The organism is Pseudomonas sp. XP2, assembly GCF_053557975.1.
Window position 1 is genome coordinate 57,638 of sequence record NZ_JBNRIK010000029.1, and the last position, 14,016, is coordinate 71,653.

The 14,016-nt window shown below is 56.2% G+C and carries 29 protein-coding genes; all 29 read right to left on the reverse strand.

Annotation, left to right across the window (positions count from 1 at the left end):
• Positions 1-90: 90 nt before the first annotated feature.
• Complete coding sequence (rplQ, locus tag ACK1VC_RS24355; protein ID WP_003255451.1) at positions 91-477, reverse strand: 50S ribosomal protein L17; 387 nt, start codon at positions 475-477, stop codon at positions 91-93.
• Positions 478-519: 42 nt separating this feature from the next.
• Positions 520-1,521 (reverse strand): DNA-directed RNA polymerase subunit alpha, encoded by a 1,002-nt coding sequence (locus tag ACK1VC_RS24360; protein WP_003255452.1) that lies wholly within the window; start codon positions 1,519-1,521, stop codon positions 520-522.
• 22 nt (positions 1,522-1,543) lie between these two features.
• A complete protein-coding gene (gene rpsD, locus ACK1VC_RS24365) occupies positions 1,544-2,164 on the reverse strand; it encodes a 30S ribosomal protein S4 (RefSeq protein WP_012270238.1) in 621 nt (206 codons plus the stop codon).
• A gap of 15 nt (positions 2,165-2,179) precedes the next feature.
• Entirely contained in the window at positions 2,180-2,569 is a 390-nt protein-coding gene (rpsK, locus tag ACK1VC_RS24370; RefSeq protein WP_003255454.1) for a 30S ribosomal protein S11, read from the reverse strand.
• An 18-nt stretch (positions 2,570-2,587) separates the two neighbouring features.
• Positions 2,588-2,944, reverse strand: coding sequence for a 30S ribosomal protein S13 (gene rpsM / locus ACK1VC_RS24375; RefSeq protein WP_003255457.1), 357 nt, complete (start codon positions 2,942-2,944; stop codon positions 2,588-2,590).
• Between the two features lie 131 nt (positions 2,945-3,075).
• A complete protein-coding gene (gene rpmJ, locus ACK1VC_RS24380; RefSeq protein WP_002555468.1) occupies positions 3,076-3,192 on the reverse strand; it encodes a 50S ribosomal protein L36 in 117 nt (38 codons plus the stop codon).
• A gap of 28 nt (positions 3,193-3,220) precedes the next feature.
• Positions 3,221-4,552, reverse strand: a complete 1,332-nt coding sequence (gene secY / locus ACK1VC_RS24385; protein WP_003257108.1) for a preprotein translocase subunit SecY — start codon at positions 4,550-4,552, stop codon at positions 3,221-3,223.
• Entirely contained in the window at positions 4,553-4,987 is a 435-nt protein-coding gene (gene rplO, locus ACK1VC_RS24390) for a 50S ribosomal protein L15 (protein ID WP_003255461.1), read from the reverse strand.
• A gap of 3 nt (positions 4,988-4,990) precedes the next feature.
• Positions 4,991-5,167, reverse strand: a complete 177-nt coding sequence (gene rpmD / locus ACK1VC_RS24395) for a 50S ribosomal protein L30 (protein WP_016393393.1) — start codon at positions 5,165-5,167, stop codon at positions 4,991-4,993.
• A 2-nt stretch (positions 5,168-5,169) separates the two neighbouring features.
• Complete coding sequence (gene rpsE, locus ACK1VC_RS24400; RefSeq protein WP_003255465.1) at positions 5,170-5,670, reverse strand: 30S ribosomal protein S5; 501 nt, start codon at positions 5,668-5,670, stop codon at positions 5,170-5,172.
• A 3-nt stretch (positions 5,671-5,673) separates the two neighbouring features.
• A complete protein-coding gene (gene rplR / locus ACK1VC_RS24405) occupies positions 5,674-6,024 on the reverse strand; it encodes a 50S ribosomal protein L18 (RefSeq protein ID WP_003255467.1) in 351 nt (116 codons plus the stop codon).
• Between the two features lie 10 nt (positions 6,025-6,034).
• Positions 6,035-6,568, reverse strand: a complete 534-nt coding sequence (gene rplF, locus ACK1VC_RS24410) for a 50S ribosomal protein L6 (RefSeq protein WP_003255469.1) — start codon at positions 6,566-6,568, stop codon at positions 6,035-6,037.
• Between the two features lie 12 nt (positions 6,569-6,580).
• Positions 6,581-6,973 carry a 30S ribosomal protein S8 gene (gene rpsH / locus ACK1VC_RS24415; RefSeq protein ID WP_003255471.1) on the reverse strand — a complete coding sequence of 131 codons (393 nt, stop codon included), beginning with the start codon at positions 6,971-6,973 and terminating at the stop codon, positions 6,581-6,583.
• Positions 6,974-7,182: 209 nt separating this feature from the next.
• The gene (gene rpsN / locus ACK1VC_RS24420; protein ID WP_009681970.1) at positions 7,183-7,488 is read right to left on the reverse strand and encodes a 30S ribosomal protein S14; all 306 of its coding nucleotides are present in this window, start codon (positions 7,486-7,488) and stop codon (positions 7,183-7,185) included.
• 13 nt (positions 7,489-7,501) lie between these two features.
• Complete coding sequence (gene rplE, locus ACK1VC_RS24425; protein WP_003255474.1) at positions 7,502-8,041, reverse strand: 50S ribosomal protein L5; 540 nt, start codon at positions 8,039-8,041, stop codon at positions 7,502-7,504.
• 20 nt (positions 8,042-8,061) lie between these two features.
• On the reverse strand, positions 8,062-8,376 hold the full coding sequence (rplX, locus tag ACK1VC_RS24430) for a 50S ribosomal protein L24 (RefSeq protein ID WP_003255476.1): 315 nt from the start codon (positions 8,374-8,376) through the stop codon (positions 8,062-8,064).
• An 11-nt stretch (positions 8,377-8,387) separates the two neighbouring features.
• Positions 8,388-8,756 (reverse strand): 50S ribosomal protein L14, encoded by a 369-nt coding sequence (rplN, locus tag ACK1VC_RS24435; protein ID WP_002555479.1) that lies wholly within the window; start codon positions 8,754-8,756, stop codon positions 8,388-8,390.
• A gap of 23 nt (positions 8,757-8,779) precedes the next feature.
• A complete protein-coding gene (gene rpsQ / locus ACK1VC_RS24440; protein WP_023534981.1) occupies positions 8,780-9,046 on the reverse strand; it encodes a 30S ribosomal protein S17 in 267 nt (88 codons plus the stop codon).
• A gap of 2 nt (positions 9,047-9,048) precedes the next feature.
• Positions 9,049-9,240, reverse strand: coding sequence for a 50S ribosomal protein L29 (gene rpmC / locus ACK1VC_RS24445; protein ID WP_002555481.1), 192 nt, complete (start codon positions 9,238-9,240; stop codon positions 9,049-9,051).
• Entirely contained in the window at positions 9,240-9,653 is a 414-nt protein-coding gene (gene rplP, locus ACK1VC_RS24450; RefSeq protein WP_003255479.1) for a 50S ribosomal protein L16, read from the reverse strand. The genes rpmC and rplP overlap by 1 nt, the downstream gene beginning before the upstream one ends.
• Positions 9,654-9,665: 12 nt before the next feature.
• Entirely contained in the window at positions 9,666-10,352 is a 687-nt protein-coding gene (gene rpsC, locus ACK1VC_RS24455) for a 30S ribosomal protein S3 (protein ID WP_003255481.1), read from the reverse strand.
• Between the two features lie 13 nt (positions 10,353-10,365).
• Complete coding sequence (gene rplV / locus ACK1VC_RS24460) at positions 10,366-10,698, reverse strand: 50S ribosomal protein L22 (protein ID WP_003103908.1); 333 nt, start codon at positions 10,696-10,698, stop codon at positions 10,366-10,368.
• 11 nt (positions 10,699-10,709) lie between these two features.
• The gene (gene rpsS / locus ACK1VC_RS24465; protein WP_003255482.1) at positions 10,710-10,985 is read right to left on the reverse strand and encodes a 30S ribosomal protein S19; all 276 of its coding nucleotides are present in this window, start codon (positions 10,983-10,985) and stop codon (positions 10,710-10,712) included.
• A 16-nt stretch (positions 10,986-11,001) separates the two neighbouring features.
• Positions 11,002-11,826, reverse strand: a complete 825-nt coding sequence (gene rplB, locus ACK1VC_RS24470) for a 50S ribosomal protein L2 (RefSeq protein ID WP_008089816.1) — start codon at positions 11,824-11,826, stop codon at positions 11,002-11,004.
• Positions 11,827-11,840: 14 nt separating this feature from the next.
• Positions 11,841-12,140 (reverse strand): 50S ribosomal protein L23, encoded by a 300-nt coding sequence (rplW, locus tag ACK1VC_RS24475; protein ID WP_449118060.1) that lies wholly within the window; start codon positions 12,138-12,140, stop codon positions 11,841-11,843.
• Positions 12,137-12,739 carry a 50S ribosomal protein L4 gene (gene rplD / locus ACK1VC_RS24480; RefSeq protein ID WP_003255485.1) on the reverse strand — a complete coding sequence of 201 codons (603 nt, stop codon included), beginning with the start codon at positions 12,737-12,739 and terminating at the stop codon, positions 12,137-12,139. Before rplD ends, rplW begins: the two co-directional genes overlap by 4 nt.
• A gap of 12 nt (positions 12,740-12,751) precedes the next feature.
• A complete protein-coding gene (gene rplC / locus ACK1VC_RS24485; protein ID WP_003257089.1) occupies positions 12,752-13,387 on the reverse strand; it encodes a 50S ribosomal protein L3 in 636 nt (211 codons plus the stop codon).
• A gap of 80 nt (positions 13,388-13,467) precedes the next feature.
• Positions 13,468-13,779, reverse strand: coding sequence for a 30S ribosomal protein S10 (gene rpsJ, locus ACK1VC_RS24490; protein ID WP_003186070.1), 312 nt, complete (start codon positions 13,777-13,779; stop codon positions 13,468-13,470).
• 142 nt (positions 13,780-13,921) lie between these two features.
• Positions 13,922-14,016 (reverse strand): EF-Tu C-terminal domain-related protein (locus ACK1VC_RS24495; RefSeq protein ID WP_449118062.1); only part of this gene is annotated, 95 nt, incomplete at its 5' end.

The window sequence follows — 14,016 nt, forward strand, 5'->3', positions numbered from 1 at the left end:
TTACATGACTTGTATCAATAGAAATTAACAATACAAACAGACACAAAAAACCGGGCACTAGGCCCGGTTCTTTGTAGCAGACAGAACGTCTTACTCAGCAGCTTCTACAGCACCGCCGACCGGACGATCAACCAGCTCGACGTACGCCATAGGCGCGTTGTCGCCAGCGCGGAAACCGCACTTCAGGATGCGCAGGTAGCCGCCCTGACGGGTGGCGTAACGCTTGCCCAGGTCGTTGAACAGTTTGCCAACAGCGGACTTCGAACGGGTACGGTCGAAGGCCAGACGGCGGTTAGCAACGCTGTCTTCCTTGGCCAGGGTGATCAGCGGCTCGGCAACGCGGCGCAGTTCCTTGGCTTTCGGCAGGGTGGTTTTGATCAGCTCGTGCTCGATCAACGACACTGCCATGTTCTGGAACATAGCCTTGCGGTGAGAGCTGGTACGGCTCAGGTGACGTCCACTTTTACGATGACGCATGATTCATTCCTTACCAAACACAACGTTCGGTGATTACGACGATCAGGCGGTCGCCTTGTCGTCTTTCTTAAGACTTGCAGGCGGCCAGTTGTCGAGGCGCATGCCGAGAGACAGACCACGAGAGGCCAGGACGTCCTTGATTTCAGTCAGGGACTTCTTGCCCAGGTTAGGAGTCTTCAACAGCTCTACTTCGGTACGCTGAATCAGGTCGCCGATGTAGTAGATGTTCTCCGCCTTGAGGCAGTTGGCCGAACGTACAGTCAGTTCCAGGTCGTCAACCGGACGCAGCAGGATCGGATCGATCTCGTCTTCCTGCTCGACTACGACAGGCTCACTGTCACCTTTGAGGTCGACGAACGCGGCCAGCTGCTGTTGCAGGATGGTCGCAGCGCGGCGGATAGCCTCTTCAGGATCCAGGGTGCCGTTGGTTTCCAGATCAATGACCAGCTTGTCCAGGTTGGTACGCTGTTCAACACGGGCGTTTTCGACCACATAGGCGATACGACGCACCGGGCTGAACGAAGCGTCCAACTGCAGACGGCCAATGCTACGGCTTTCGTCTTCGTCGGTTTGACGGGAGTCGGCCGGCTCGTAACCGCGACCACGAGCTACAGTGAGCTTCATGTTCAGGGCGCCGTTCGACGCCAGGTTCGCGATTACGTGATCGGGGTTGACGATCTCGACATCGTGATCCAGCTGAATATCGGCAGCGGTAACCACCCCCGAACCCTTTTTCGACAAGGTCAGCGTAACTTCGTCACGACCGTGCAGTTTGATAGCCAGGCCTTTCAGGTTCAACAGGATTTCAATTACGTCTTCCTGTACACCTTCGATCGCGGAGTACTCGTGGAGTACGCCATCGATCTCGGCCTCGACTACTGCACAGCCAGGCATGGAGGACAACAGGATGCGGCGCAGCGCGTTGCCCAGGGTATGGCCGAAACCACGCTCGAGAGGCTCGAGCGTAATCTTGGCGCGGGTCGGACTGACTACCTGCACATCAATGTGGCGGGGAGTCAGGAACTCATTTACCGAAATCTGCATGGATGCACCTATTTTCTAGCCCTTACTTGGAGTAGAGCTCGACAATCAGGTTTTCGTTGATGTCGGCAGACAGGTCGCTGCGAGCAGGAACGTTCTTGAAAACGCCCGACTTTTTAGCAGCATCCACGTCAACCCACTCAACGCGGCCACGCTGGGCGCAGAGTTCAAGGGCTTGAACAATGCGCAGCTGGGCCAGCGACTTCTCGCGGACCGCGACCACGTCACCCGGACGAACTTGGTAGGATGGAATGTTTACAGTCTTACCGTTAACGCTGATCGCTTTGTGCGAAACCAGCTGACGGGATTCGGAACGAGTCGAACCGAAGCCCATACGGTAGACGACGTTATCCAGACGGCACTCGAGCAGTTGCAGCAGGTTCTCACCGGTTGCGCCTTTTTTCGAGGCAGCAGCTTGGTAGTAACCGCGGAACTGACGCTCCAGAACACCGTAGATACGACGAACTTTTTGTTTCTCGCGCAGCTGGGTACCGTAGTCGGACTGACGGCCACGGCGCTGGCCGTGGATACCTGGGGCTGCTTCGATGTTGCACTTCGATTCCAGAGCGCGAACGCCGCTCTTCAGGAACAGATCGGTGCCTTCACGACGAGACAGTTTGCATTTTGGACCAATGTAACGTGCCATTCTTCTGTCTCCTGATTACACGCGACGCTTCTTCGGCGGACGGCACCCGTTATGCGGGATTGGCGTCACGTCGGTGATGCTGGCGATCTTGTAGCCGCAGCTGTTCAGTGCACGAACGGCGGATTCACGACCCGGACCTGGACCCTTGACGTTTACGTCGAGGTTCTTCAGGCCGTATTCCAGCGCAGCTTGACCAGCACGTTCAGCAGCAATCTGGGCTGCGAACGGGGTGGATTTGCGCGAACCACGGAAACCCGAACCACCGGAGGTCGCCCAGGACAAAGCATTGCCCTGACGGTCGGTGATGGTCACGATGGTGTTGTTGAAAGAAGCGTGGATGTGGGCGATGCCATCAACCACTGTCTTTTTGACTTTCTTACGAGGACGAGCAGCAGGTTTTGCCATGTCTATATTCCTGGGCGGTTACTTGCGGATCGGCTTACGCGGGCCCTTACGGGTGCGTGCGTTGGTCTTGGTGCGCTGACCGCGAACCGGCAGACCTTTACGATGACGCAGGCCGCGGTAGCAACCCAGGTCCATCAAGCGCTTGATCTTCATGTTGATGTCACGACGCAGGTCACCTTCGGTGGTGAACTTCGCAACTTCGCCACGCAGGGTTTCGATTTGCTCGTCGCTCAGATCCTTGATCTTAGCGGCTGGGTTTACACCAGCGTCTGCACAGATCTTCTGTGCAGTTGTGCGACCGACACCATAGATGTAGGTCAGCGAGATAACAGTATGCTTGTTATCTGGAATGTTGACGCCTGCAATACGGGCCATTCAGTGGGACTCCAATTGACAGCTACCTACGCCCCGGAAGCCAAGAAATAGGGCGCGAGATAATATCGCTGTAGAAACGAATAATCAACCCAGCAGCACACTAGCTGCTGGGTTTGAAGCGCAGATCACACTCAGCCTTGGCGCTGTTTGTGACGCGGTTCCGCGCTGCAGATCACTCGAACGACGCCTTCGCGACGGATGATCTTGCAGTTGCGGCACAGCTTTTTCACCGATGCACGAACTTTCATTACCGACTCCTCGAACCTTAGGGGCGTATCAGCGCAGCAGACCGCTGCCACCGTAGCCTTTCAGGTTGGCTTTCTTCATCAGGGATTCGTACTGGTGCGAAACGAGGTGCGATTGTACTTGGGACATGAAGTCCATCACAACCACTACCACAATCAGCAACGAGGTCCCGCCAAGGTAGAACGGCACATTTGCTGCCACCACCAGGAACTGGGGCAGAAGGCAGACGGCCATCATGTAAAGAGCACCGAACATGGTCAAACGGGTCAGAACGCCATCAATGTAGCGCGCAGACTGCTCACCAGGACGGATACCCGGAATAAAGGCACCGGACTTCTTCAGGTTTTCCGCTACGTCTTTCGGGTTGAACATCAACGCTGTGTAGAAGAAGCAGAAGAAAATGATCCCTGCACTAAACAGCAAAATGTTCAACGGCTGACCAGGAGCGATCGACTGCGAGATGTCCTGCAGCCAGCCCATACCTTCGGACTGACCGAACCAGGCACCCAGCGAAGCCGGGAACAGCAAAATGCTGCTGGCGAAAATGGCCGGGATAACCCCCGCCATGTTCACCTTCAACGGCAAGTGGCTGGTCTGCGCAGCAAAGACCTTGCGGCCCTGCTGACGCTTGGCGTAGTGAACAGCGATACGACGCTGACCACGCTCAATGAACACCACAAAACCGATAATCGCTACTGCCAGCAAACCGATAGCGACCAGGGCGAAAATGTTGATATCGCCTGTGCGTGCAGACTCGAAAGACTGCCCGATTGCTCTCGGAAGACCGGCAACGATACCTGCGAAGATCAACATCGAGATACCGTTGCCCACACCGCGCTCGGTGATCTGCTCGCCCAGCCACATCATGAACATCGCGCCTGCCACGAACGTGGAGACGGCAACGACATGGAAGCCCAGGCCCACAGAAAACGCCACGCCCTGGTTGGCCAGGCCAATGGACATGCCAATGGCTTGAACCAGTGCCAGGATAACGGTGCCGTAGCGGGTGTACTGGCTGATCTTGCGACGGCCAGCTTCACCTTCCTTCTTCAACTGCTCCAGTTGCGGGCTGACCGCCGTCATCAGCTGCATGATGATCGATGCCGAGATGTACGGCATGATCCCCAGTGCAAAGATGCTCATGCGCTCAAGCGCGCCACCGGAAAACATGTTGAACAAGCTAAGAATGGTCCCCTCATTCTGCCGAAACAGATCCGCCAGACGGTCCGGATTGATGCCTGGAACCGGGATATGTGCACCTATCCGATAGACGATAATCGCCATGAACAGAAAGCGCAGACGAGCCCAGAGTTCCGACATCCCGCCCTTACCGAGCGAAGAGAGAGCACCTTGCTTAGCCATTTATTCCTCGAATTTGCCGCCAGCTGCTTCGATAGCCGCACGCGCACCCTTGGTGGCTGCGATGCCCTTGATGGTGACTGCGCGAGTAACTTCGCCAGACAGCATGATTTTCACACGCTGAATGTGCTGGTTGATCACGTTGGCATCCTTCAAGGATTGCACGGAGATCACGTCGCCTTCCACTTTGGCCAGCTCGGACAGACGCACTTCGGCGCGATCCATGGCTTTCAGGGAAACGAAGCCGAATTTCGGCAGACGACGGTGCAGCGGCTGTTGACCGCCTTCGAAGCCCGGAGCGATCGAACCACCCGAACGGGAGGTCTGACCTTTGTGGCCACGGCCGCCGGTTTTACCCAGACCGCTACCGATACCACGACCCGGACGATGCTTCTCGCGACGGGAACCCGGCGCTGGACTCAGATCATTGAGTTTCATCGATTAACCCTCGACGCGCAGCATGTAGTAAGCCTTGTTGATCATCCCGCGATTCTCGGGAGTATCCTGGACTTCTACAGTGTGACCGATGCGACGCAGACCCAGGCCCTTAACACACAGTTTGTGGTTAGGCAGACGGCCCGAGACGCTCTTGATCAGCGTTACTTTTACGGTTGCCATGATTAGAAGATCTCCTCGACGCTCTTGCCGCGCTTGGCAGCAATGGATTCAGGAGATTGCATGGCTTTCAGACCCTTGAAAGTGGCGTAAACCACGTTCACTGGGTTGGTCGAACCGTAGCACTTGGCCAGAACGTTCTGAACGCCAGCAACTTCCAGGACAGCACGCATTGCGCCACCGGCGATGATACCGGTACCTTCCGAGGCAGGCTGCATGTAAACCTTCGAGGCGCCGTGGGCAGCCTTGGTGGCGTACTGCAGGGTGGTGCCCTTCAGGTCAACCTGGATCATGTTGCGGCGAGCAGCTTCCATGGCTTTCTGAATCGCAGCAGGTACTTCGCGCGATTTGCCACGGCCGAAGCCGACACGACCTTTACCATCACCTACCACGGTCAACGCGGTGAAGGTGAAGATACGGCCGCCTTTTACGGTCTTGGCAACGCGGTTAACCTGAACCAGCTTCTCGATGTAGCCTTCGTCGCGCTTTTGATCGTTATTTGCCATAACTTAGAACTCCAGCCCGCCTTCACGAGCAGCATCAGCCAGCGCTTTGACGCGGCCATGGTACTTGAAGCCGGAACGGTCAAAGGCAACTTGAGATACACCGGCGGCTTTCGCACGCTCAGCTACCAGCTTGCCAACCTTAGTGGCCGCGTCGATGTTGCCAGTGGCGCCATCACGCAGGTCTTTGTCCAAGGTCGAGGCGCTTGCCAGAACCTTGCTGCCGTCGGCCGAAATGACCTGGGCGTAGATGTGCTGCGAGGAGCGGAACACGCACAGGCGCACGACTTCGAGTTCGTGCATCTTGAGACGTGCTTTGCGAGCGCGACGCAGTCGAATAACTTTTTTGTCGGTCATTTACTAGGCCCTACTTCTTCTTGGCTTCTTTACGACGGACTACTTCGTCCGCGTAACGCACACCTTTGCCTTTGTAAGGCTCTGGCGGACGGAAGTCGCGGATTTCAGCGGCCACCTGACCTACCAGCTGCTTGTCGATACCCTTGATCAGGATGTCGGTCTGGCTAGGCGTTTCAGCGGTGATACCGGCTGGCAGTTCGTAGTCCACTGGGTGCGAGAAGCCCAGGGCCAGGTTCAGGACGGTGCCTTTAGCCTGTGCCTTGTAACCAACACCGACCAGCTGGAGCTTACGCTCGAAGCCTTGGCTTACGCCCTGGACCATGTTGTTCACCAGAGCGCGGGTGGTACCGGCCATGGCACGAGCTTGCTGGTCACCATTGCGAGCAACGAAACGCAGCTCACCAGACTCTTCGGTAACTTCAACAGACGAGTGAACGTTCAGTTCGAGAGTGCCCTTGGCACCCTTCACCGAAAGCTGCTGACCTGCGAATTTGACTTCGACACCGGACGGCAGCTTAACGGGGTTCTTAGCGACGCGAGACATGTCTATCCCCCCTTAGAACACTGTGCACAGAACTTCGCCGCCGACACCGGCAGCGCGCGCAGCGCGATCAGTCATCACACCTTTGTTGGTGGAGACAATAGACACGCCCAGACCGCCACGTACTTTCGGCAGATCGGTGACGGCCTTGTACTGGCGCAGGCCTGGACGGCTGGAGCGCTTCAGTTCCTCGATGACCGGACGGCCTTCGAAGTACTTCAGTTCGATCGACAGGGAAGGCTTGGCTTCACCAGTTACCTGGTAGCCAGCGATGTAACCTTCGTCCTTCAGAACTTTGGCAACCGCGACCTTCAGGGTAGAAGAAGGCATGCTTACGACGGACTTTTCAGCCATCTGGGCATTACGGATGCGAGTTAGCATGTCCGCTAACGGGTCCTGCATACTCATGGGCTAGATGCTCCTGATACAAGAATTATTAGCCTTGCGGCTATGACAACCACCTGAGCGGATTGGGTAAAAAACCCAGGCTCGGGTGAGCCGGTCATTCTAGACACAAGGCAGAAACGAAACAAGCCCCATATAGGGGCTTGTTTCTTGGCGAGATCACCGGCGGTCGGAAGATTGCTCCCCTTGCGCCGGCATCACACCGACAGCGATTACCAGGAGGCCTTGACCAGACCTGGTACGTCGCCGCGCATTGCAGCTTGACGCAGCATGTTACGGCCCAGGCCGAACTTACGGTATACACCGTGAGGACGACCGGTCAGGCGGCAACGGTTGCGCAGGCGCGAGGCGCTAGCGTCGCGTGGCTGCTTCTGCAGAGCGACAACGGCAGCGAAACGCTCTTCTGGAGAGGCGTTAACGTTGACGATGGTCGCTTTCAGCTCAGCACGCTTCTTAGCGAACTTGGCTACCGTCAGCTGACGCTTCAGCTCACGGTTTTTCATGCTCTTCTTGGCCATTTTCCTACTCCAATCAGTTGCGGAACGGGAACTTGAAAGCACGCAGCAGAGCGCGGCCTTCGTCGTCCGAACGAGCAGTGGTGGTCAGGGTGATGTCCAAACCGCGCAGAGCATCGATCTTGTCGTAATCGATTTCCGGGAAGATGATCTGCTCTTTCACGCCCATGCTGTAGTTGCCACGGCCATCGAAGGACTTGGCATTCAGGCCGCGGAAGTCGCGAACCCGAGGCAGGGAGATCGCCAGCAGGCGGTCCAGGAATTCGTACATCTTGTCGCTACGCAGGGTCACCTTGACACCGATCGGCCATCCTTCGCGGACTTTGAAGCCAGCGATGGATTTACGAGCGAAAGTCACGACCGGCTTTTGACCGGTGATCTTTTCCAGGTCAGCTACTGCGTGCTCGATGACTTTTTTGTCGCCGATCGCTTCGCCCAGACCCATGTTCAGGGTGATTTTGGTAACGCGCGGAACTTCCATCACGTTCGACAGCTTAAGTTCTTCCTTAAGCTTAGGAGCGATTTCGTTCCGGTAAATCTCTTTCAGTCGTGCCATGGTCTTCTACCTAGCAGTGTTCAAGCATCAACCGCTTTTTGGGTCGACTTGAAGACACGAATTTTCTTACCGTCTTCTACTTTGAAACCAACGCGGTCAGCCTTGTTGGTTTCGCCGTTGAAGATGGCAACGTTGGAAGCGTGCAGAGGCGCTTCTTTCTCGACGATACCGCCCTGAACGCCCGCCATCGGGTTAGGCTTGGTATGACGCTTGACCAGGTTCACGCCACCGATGACCAGACGGTCATCAGCCAGAACCTTCAGCACCTTACCGCGCTTACCTTTGTCTTTGCCGGCGATCACGATGATCTCGTCGTCACGACGAATCTTTTGCATGTCGGATCTCCTTACAGCACTTCAGGGGCGAGCGAGACGATCTTCATGAACTTCTCAGTACGAAGTTCACGGGTCACTGGCCCGAAGATGCGAGTGCCGATCGGCTCTTGCTTGTTGTTCAGCAGAACAGCAGCGTTGCCGTCGAAACGAATGATGGAACCGTCAGCGCGACGAACACCGTGACGGGTGCGCACGACAACAGCGGTCATCACTTGGCCTTTTTTGACCTTACCGCGCGGAATTGCTTCCTTGACAGTAACCTTGATGATGTCACCGATGCCGGCGTAACGACGGTGCGAGCCGCCGAGCACCTTGATGCACATGACGCGACGAGCGCCGCTGTTATCGGCCACATCGAGCATGGATTGAGTCTGAATCATAAAATTTCTCCGACCCCTAGCCCTTAGACTTCAACAGCGCGTTCGAGGACTTCAACCAGTGCCCAGGACTTGGTCTTGGCCAGCGGACGGGTTTCGGTAATCGAAACCTTGTCGCCGATCTTGCACTGGTTGGTTTCGTCGTGCGCGTGCAGCTTAGTCGAACGCTTAACGTATTTACCGTAGATCGGGTGCTTTACGCGACGCTCGATCAGAACGGTGATGGTCTTGTCCATTTTGTCGCTGACGACACGGCCAGTCAGCGTACGGACGGTTTTTTCAGCTTCAGCCATGATCACTTACCTGCCTGCTGGTTGAGCACAGTTTTCACGCGAGCGATGTCACGCTTAACTTGCGAGAGCAGGTGCGACTGCCCCAACTGGCCAGTTGCTTTCTGCATACGCAGATTGAACTGGTCACGCAGCAAGCCGAGCAGTTGCTCGTTCAGCTGCTGTGCCGATTTTTCACGAAGTTCATTCGCTTTCATCACATCACCGTCCGCTTAACAAAGGAGGTGGCGAGAGGCAGCTTTGCAGCAGCCAGGGCGAAAGCTTCGCGCGCCAGCTCTTCAGAAACACCCTCGATCTCGTACAGGACTTTGCCTGGCTGGATCTGGGCAACCCAGTATTCCACGGAGCCCTTACCTTTACCCATACGAACCTCGAGAGGCTTCTTGGAGATCGGCTTGTCCGGGAACACACGGATCCAGATCTTGCCGCCACGTTTAACGTGACGGGTCAGCGCACGACGTGCGGACTCGATCTGGCGAGCGGTGAGGCGACCGCGAGCAACAGCTTTCAGGGCGAATTCGCCGAAGCTGACCTTGCTACCGCGCAGTGCCAGACCACGGTTGTGGCCGGTCATCTGCTTGCGGAATTTTGTACGCTTTGGTTGCAACATTTGGCGTACCCCTTACTTAGCAGCTTTTTTACGAGGCGCTGGTGCTTGTGGTTTCAGTTCTTCTTGGCGACCACCAATAACTTCGCCTTTGAAGATCCAAACCTTCACACCGATCACACCGTAAGTGGTGTGAGCTTCGTAGGTGTTGTAGTCGATATCGGCACGCAGGGTGTGCAGAGGCACACGACCTTCGCGATACCACTCGGTACGAGCAATCTCGGCACCGCCGAGACGACCGCTCACCTGGATCTTGATGCCCTTGGCACCAATACGCATGGCGTTCTGTACGGCGCGCTTCATGGCGCGACGGAACATTACGCGGCGTTCCAGCTGCTGAGCTACGCTCTGCGCAACCAGCATAGCGTCGAGTTCCGGCTTGCGGATCTCTTCGATGTTGATGTGCACAGGCACACCCATCTGCTTGGTCAGGTCCTGACGCAGCTTCTCAACATCTTCACCTTTCTTACCGATAACGATACCGGGACGAGCGGTGTGGATGGTGATGCGTGCAGTTTGAGCCGGACGATGAATATCGATACGGCTTACGGACGCGCTTTTTAGTTTGTCTTGGAGGTACTCACGCGTTTTCAGATCCTTCAACAGGTAATCTGCGTAAGTAGCACCGTCTGCGTACCAGACGGAGGTGTGCTCCTTGACGATTCCCAGGCGAATGCCAGTGGGATGTACTTTCTGACCCATCTGATCGACTCCGTTACTTGTCCGCAACCTTGACAGTGATATGGCAAGACCGCTTGACGATGCGATCAGCACGGCCTTTGGCACGTGGCATGATACGCTTCAGCGAACGCCCTTCGTTGACGAAGACGGTGGAGACCTTCAGGTCATCAACGTCTGCGCCTTCGTTGTGTTCGGCGTTGGCTACGGCCGACTCGAGGACTTTCTTCATGATTTCAGCGGCTTTTTTGCTGCTGAAGGCCAACAGGTTGAGCGCTTCGCCCACCTTCTTCCCGCGGATCTGGTCGGCGACCAAGCGGGCTTTCTGGGCGGAGATGCGAGCGCCCGACAACTTAGCGGCTACTTCCATTTCCTTACCCCTTAACGCTTGGCTTTCTTGTCAGCCACGTGCCCGCGATAGGTGCGGGTACCGGCGAACTCGCCCAGTTTGTGGCCGACCATGTCTTCGTTCACGAGAACTGGAACATGCTGGCGACCGTTGTGAACCGCGATGGTCAGACCGACCATTTGTGGCAGGATCATCGAGCGACGCGACCAGGTTTTAACTGGCTTGCGATCGTTCTTCTCCACCGCCACTTCGACCTTCTTCAACAGGTGAAGATCGATAAAAGGACCTTTTTTCAGAGAACGTGGCACTGTCGTATCCCTCTAGTTACTTGCGACGACGGACGATCATGTTGTCGGTACGCTTATTACCACGGGTTTTAGCACCCTTGGTTGGGAAGCCCCATGGCGATACCGGATGACGACCACCGGAGGTACGACCTTCACCACCACCATGTGGGTGGTCAACCGGGTTCATGGCAACACCACGAACGGTTGGGCGAACGCCGCGCCAGCGTTTGGCACCCGCTTTACCCAGCGAACGCAGGCTGTGCTCGGAGTTCGAGACTTCGCCCAGGGTCGCACGGCACTCAGCCAGTACTTTACGCATTTCACCGGAACGCAGACGCAGAGTCACGTATACGCCGTCACGAGCGATCAGCTGAGCCGAAGCACCAGCGGAACGAGCGATCTGAGCACCTTTACCCGGCTTCAGTTCGACGCCGTGAATGGTGCTACCTACTGGGATGTTGCGCAGCTGCAGGGAGTTACCGGCCTTGATTGGGGCCAGGGCACCTGCGATCAGCTGGTCGCCAGCGCTCACGCCTTTAGGGGCGATGATGTAGCGACGCTCACCGTCTGCGTAGCACAGCAGGGCGATGTGAGCAGTACGGTTCGGGTCGTATTCGATACGCTCGACAGTGGCTGGAATGCCATCTTTGTCGTTGCGACGGAAGTCAACCAGACGGTAATGCTGCTTATGACCACCACCAACGTGACGAGTGGTAATGCGGCCATTGTTGTTACGACCACCAGACTTCGATTTCTTCTCGAGCAGCGGTGCGTGAGGAGCGCCTTTGTGCAGCTCCTTGTTGACCACCTTGACCACGAAACGGCGGCCAGGGGAAGTCGGTTTGCATTTAACGATTGCCATGATGCACCCCTTCCTTACTCAGCACTGCTGCTGAAATCGAGATCTTGGCCTGACTGAAGGGAGACGATCGCCTTCTTCCAGTCATTACGCTTGCCCAGACCACGTGCGGTACGCTTGGTTTTACCCAGAACGTTAACAGTCGACACGTTTTCAACTTTTACGTTGAACAGGCCTTCGACAGCTTTCTTGATTTCCAGCTTGGTTGCATCGGTAGCAACCTTGAATACGAACTGGCCTTTTTTCTCAGCCAGAACGGTAGCCTTCTCGGAAACGTGCGGGCCAAGGAGGACTTTAAATACGCGTTCCTGGTTCATCCCAGCAGCTCCTCGAATTTCTTCACGGCCGAGACAGTGATCAACACTTTCTCGTATGCGATCAGACTGACCGGGTCGGAACCTTGTACGTCACGTACGTCGACGTGCGGCAGGTTGCGAGCAGCCAGGTACAGGTTCTGATCAACAGCGTCGGAAACGATCAGTACGTCGCTCAGACCCATGCCGTTCAGCTTGTTCAGCAGATCTTTGGTTTTCGGTGCTTCAACAGCGAAGTCCTGAACCACGACCAGACGGTCGCTACGCACCAGCTCAGCGAGGATGGAGCGCAGAGCTGCGCGATACATCTTCTTGTTGAGCTTTTGCGAGTGATCTTGAGGGCGAGCTGCGAAGGTTACACCACCGCCACGCCAGATCGGACCACGAGTGGTACCAGCACGAGCACGGCCAGTACCCTTCTGACGCCATGGGCGCTTACCGCCACCAGCCACGTCGGAACGGGTCTTTTGCTGCTTGGTGCCCTGACGGCCGCCGGCCATGTAGGCCACGACTGCTTGGTGTACCAGCGTCTCGTTGAATTCGCCACCGAAAGTCAGTTCGGAAACTTCGATCGCCTGAGCGTCATTTACATTGAGTTGCATGTCAGTTTCCCCTTAACCGCGAGCCTTGACAGCTGGACGTACAACCACGTCGCCGCCAGTAGCGCCAGGAACGGCACCCTTGACGAGCAGCAGGTTGCGTTCAGCGTCTACGCGAACTACTTCCAGGGACTGAACAGTCACGCGCTCGGCGCCCATGTGACCGGACATTTTCTTGCCCTTGAACACACGACCAGGAGTCTGGCACTGGCCGATGGAACCAGGCACACGGTGCGACACGGAGTTACCGTGGGTGTTGTCCTGACCACGGAAGTTCCAGCGCTTGATGGTACCGGCGAAGCCTTTACCTTTGGACTGACCAGTAACGTCTACCAGCTGGCCTGCAGTGAAGAGTTCAGCTTTGATCAGATCGCCAGCCTGGAAATCGCCTTCTTCAAGACGGAACTCCCAAACACCGCGACCAGCGGCAACGTTAGCTTTGGCGAAGTGGCCTGCCTGAGCGGCAGTCACACGCGAAGCACGACGCTCGCCGACAGTGACTTGCACTGCACGGTAGCCATCGGTTTCCTCAGTTTTGAACTGGGTGACGCGATTCGGCTCGATCTCAATGACCGTGACCGGAATGGAGACACCTTCTTCGGTGAAAATGCGGGTCATACCGCATTTGCGACCGATTACACCAATAGTCATGTTGTAAACCTCATGAGTGTACGGGGCTTTCACCCGCTATGGCCGCCCATTTCAGAGCGTTACACGACTAGACCGAAGTCTTAGCCGAGGCTGATCTGAACTTCCACACCTGCCGCCAGATCAAGCTTCATCAGCGCGTCAACGGTTTTATCCGTTGGCTGGACGATGTCCAGAACACGCTTATGAGTGCGAATCTCGTACTGGTCACGCGCGTCTTTGTTGACGTGCGGGGAGACCAGAACGGTGAAACGCTCTTTGCGGGTAGGCAGTGGAATCGGACCACGCACTTGTGCACCAGTACGTTTCGCGGTTTCCACGATTTCCTGGGTGGATTGGTCGATCAGGCGATGGTCGAAAGCCTTCAACCTGATACGGATTTGCTGATTTTGCATTGGATTTCAGACTCCAGGCTGTTCCCAACGGACGCACTACGCCCGCTAAAAGGAGGCGTGATTCTATAGACGCCCCAATTTAGTGTCAACCCAATAAAAAAAGCCCCCGCTGAGCGGAGGCCTTTTTCAATCGGTCGAGTGATTACTCGATGATTTTGGCCACGACGCCGGCGCCGACGGTACGACCGCCTTCACGGATAGCGAAGCGCAGACCGTCTTCCATTGCGATGGTCTTGA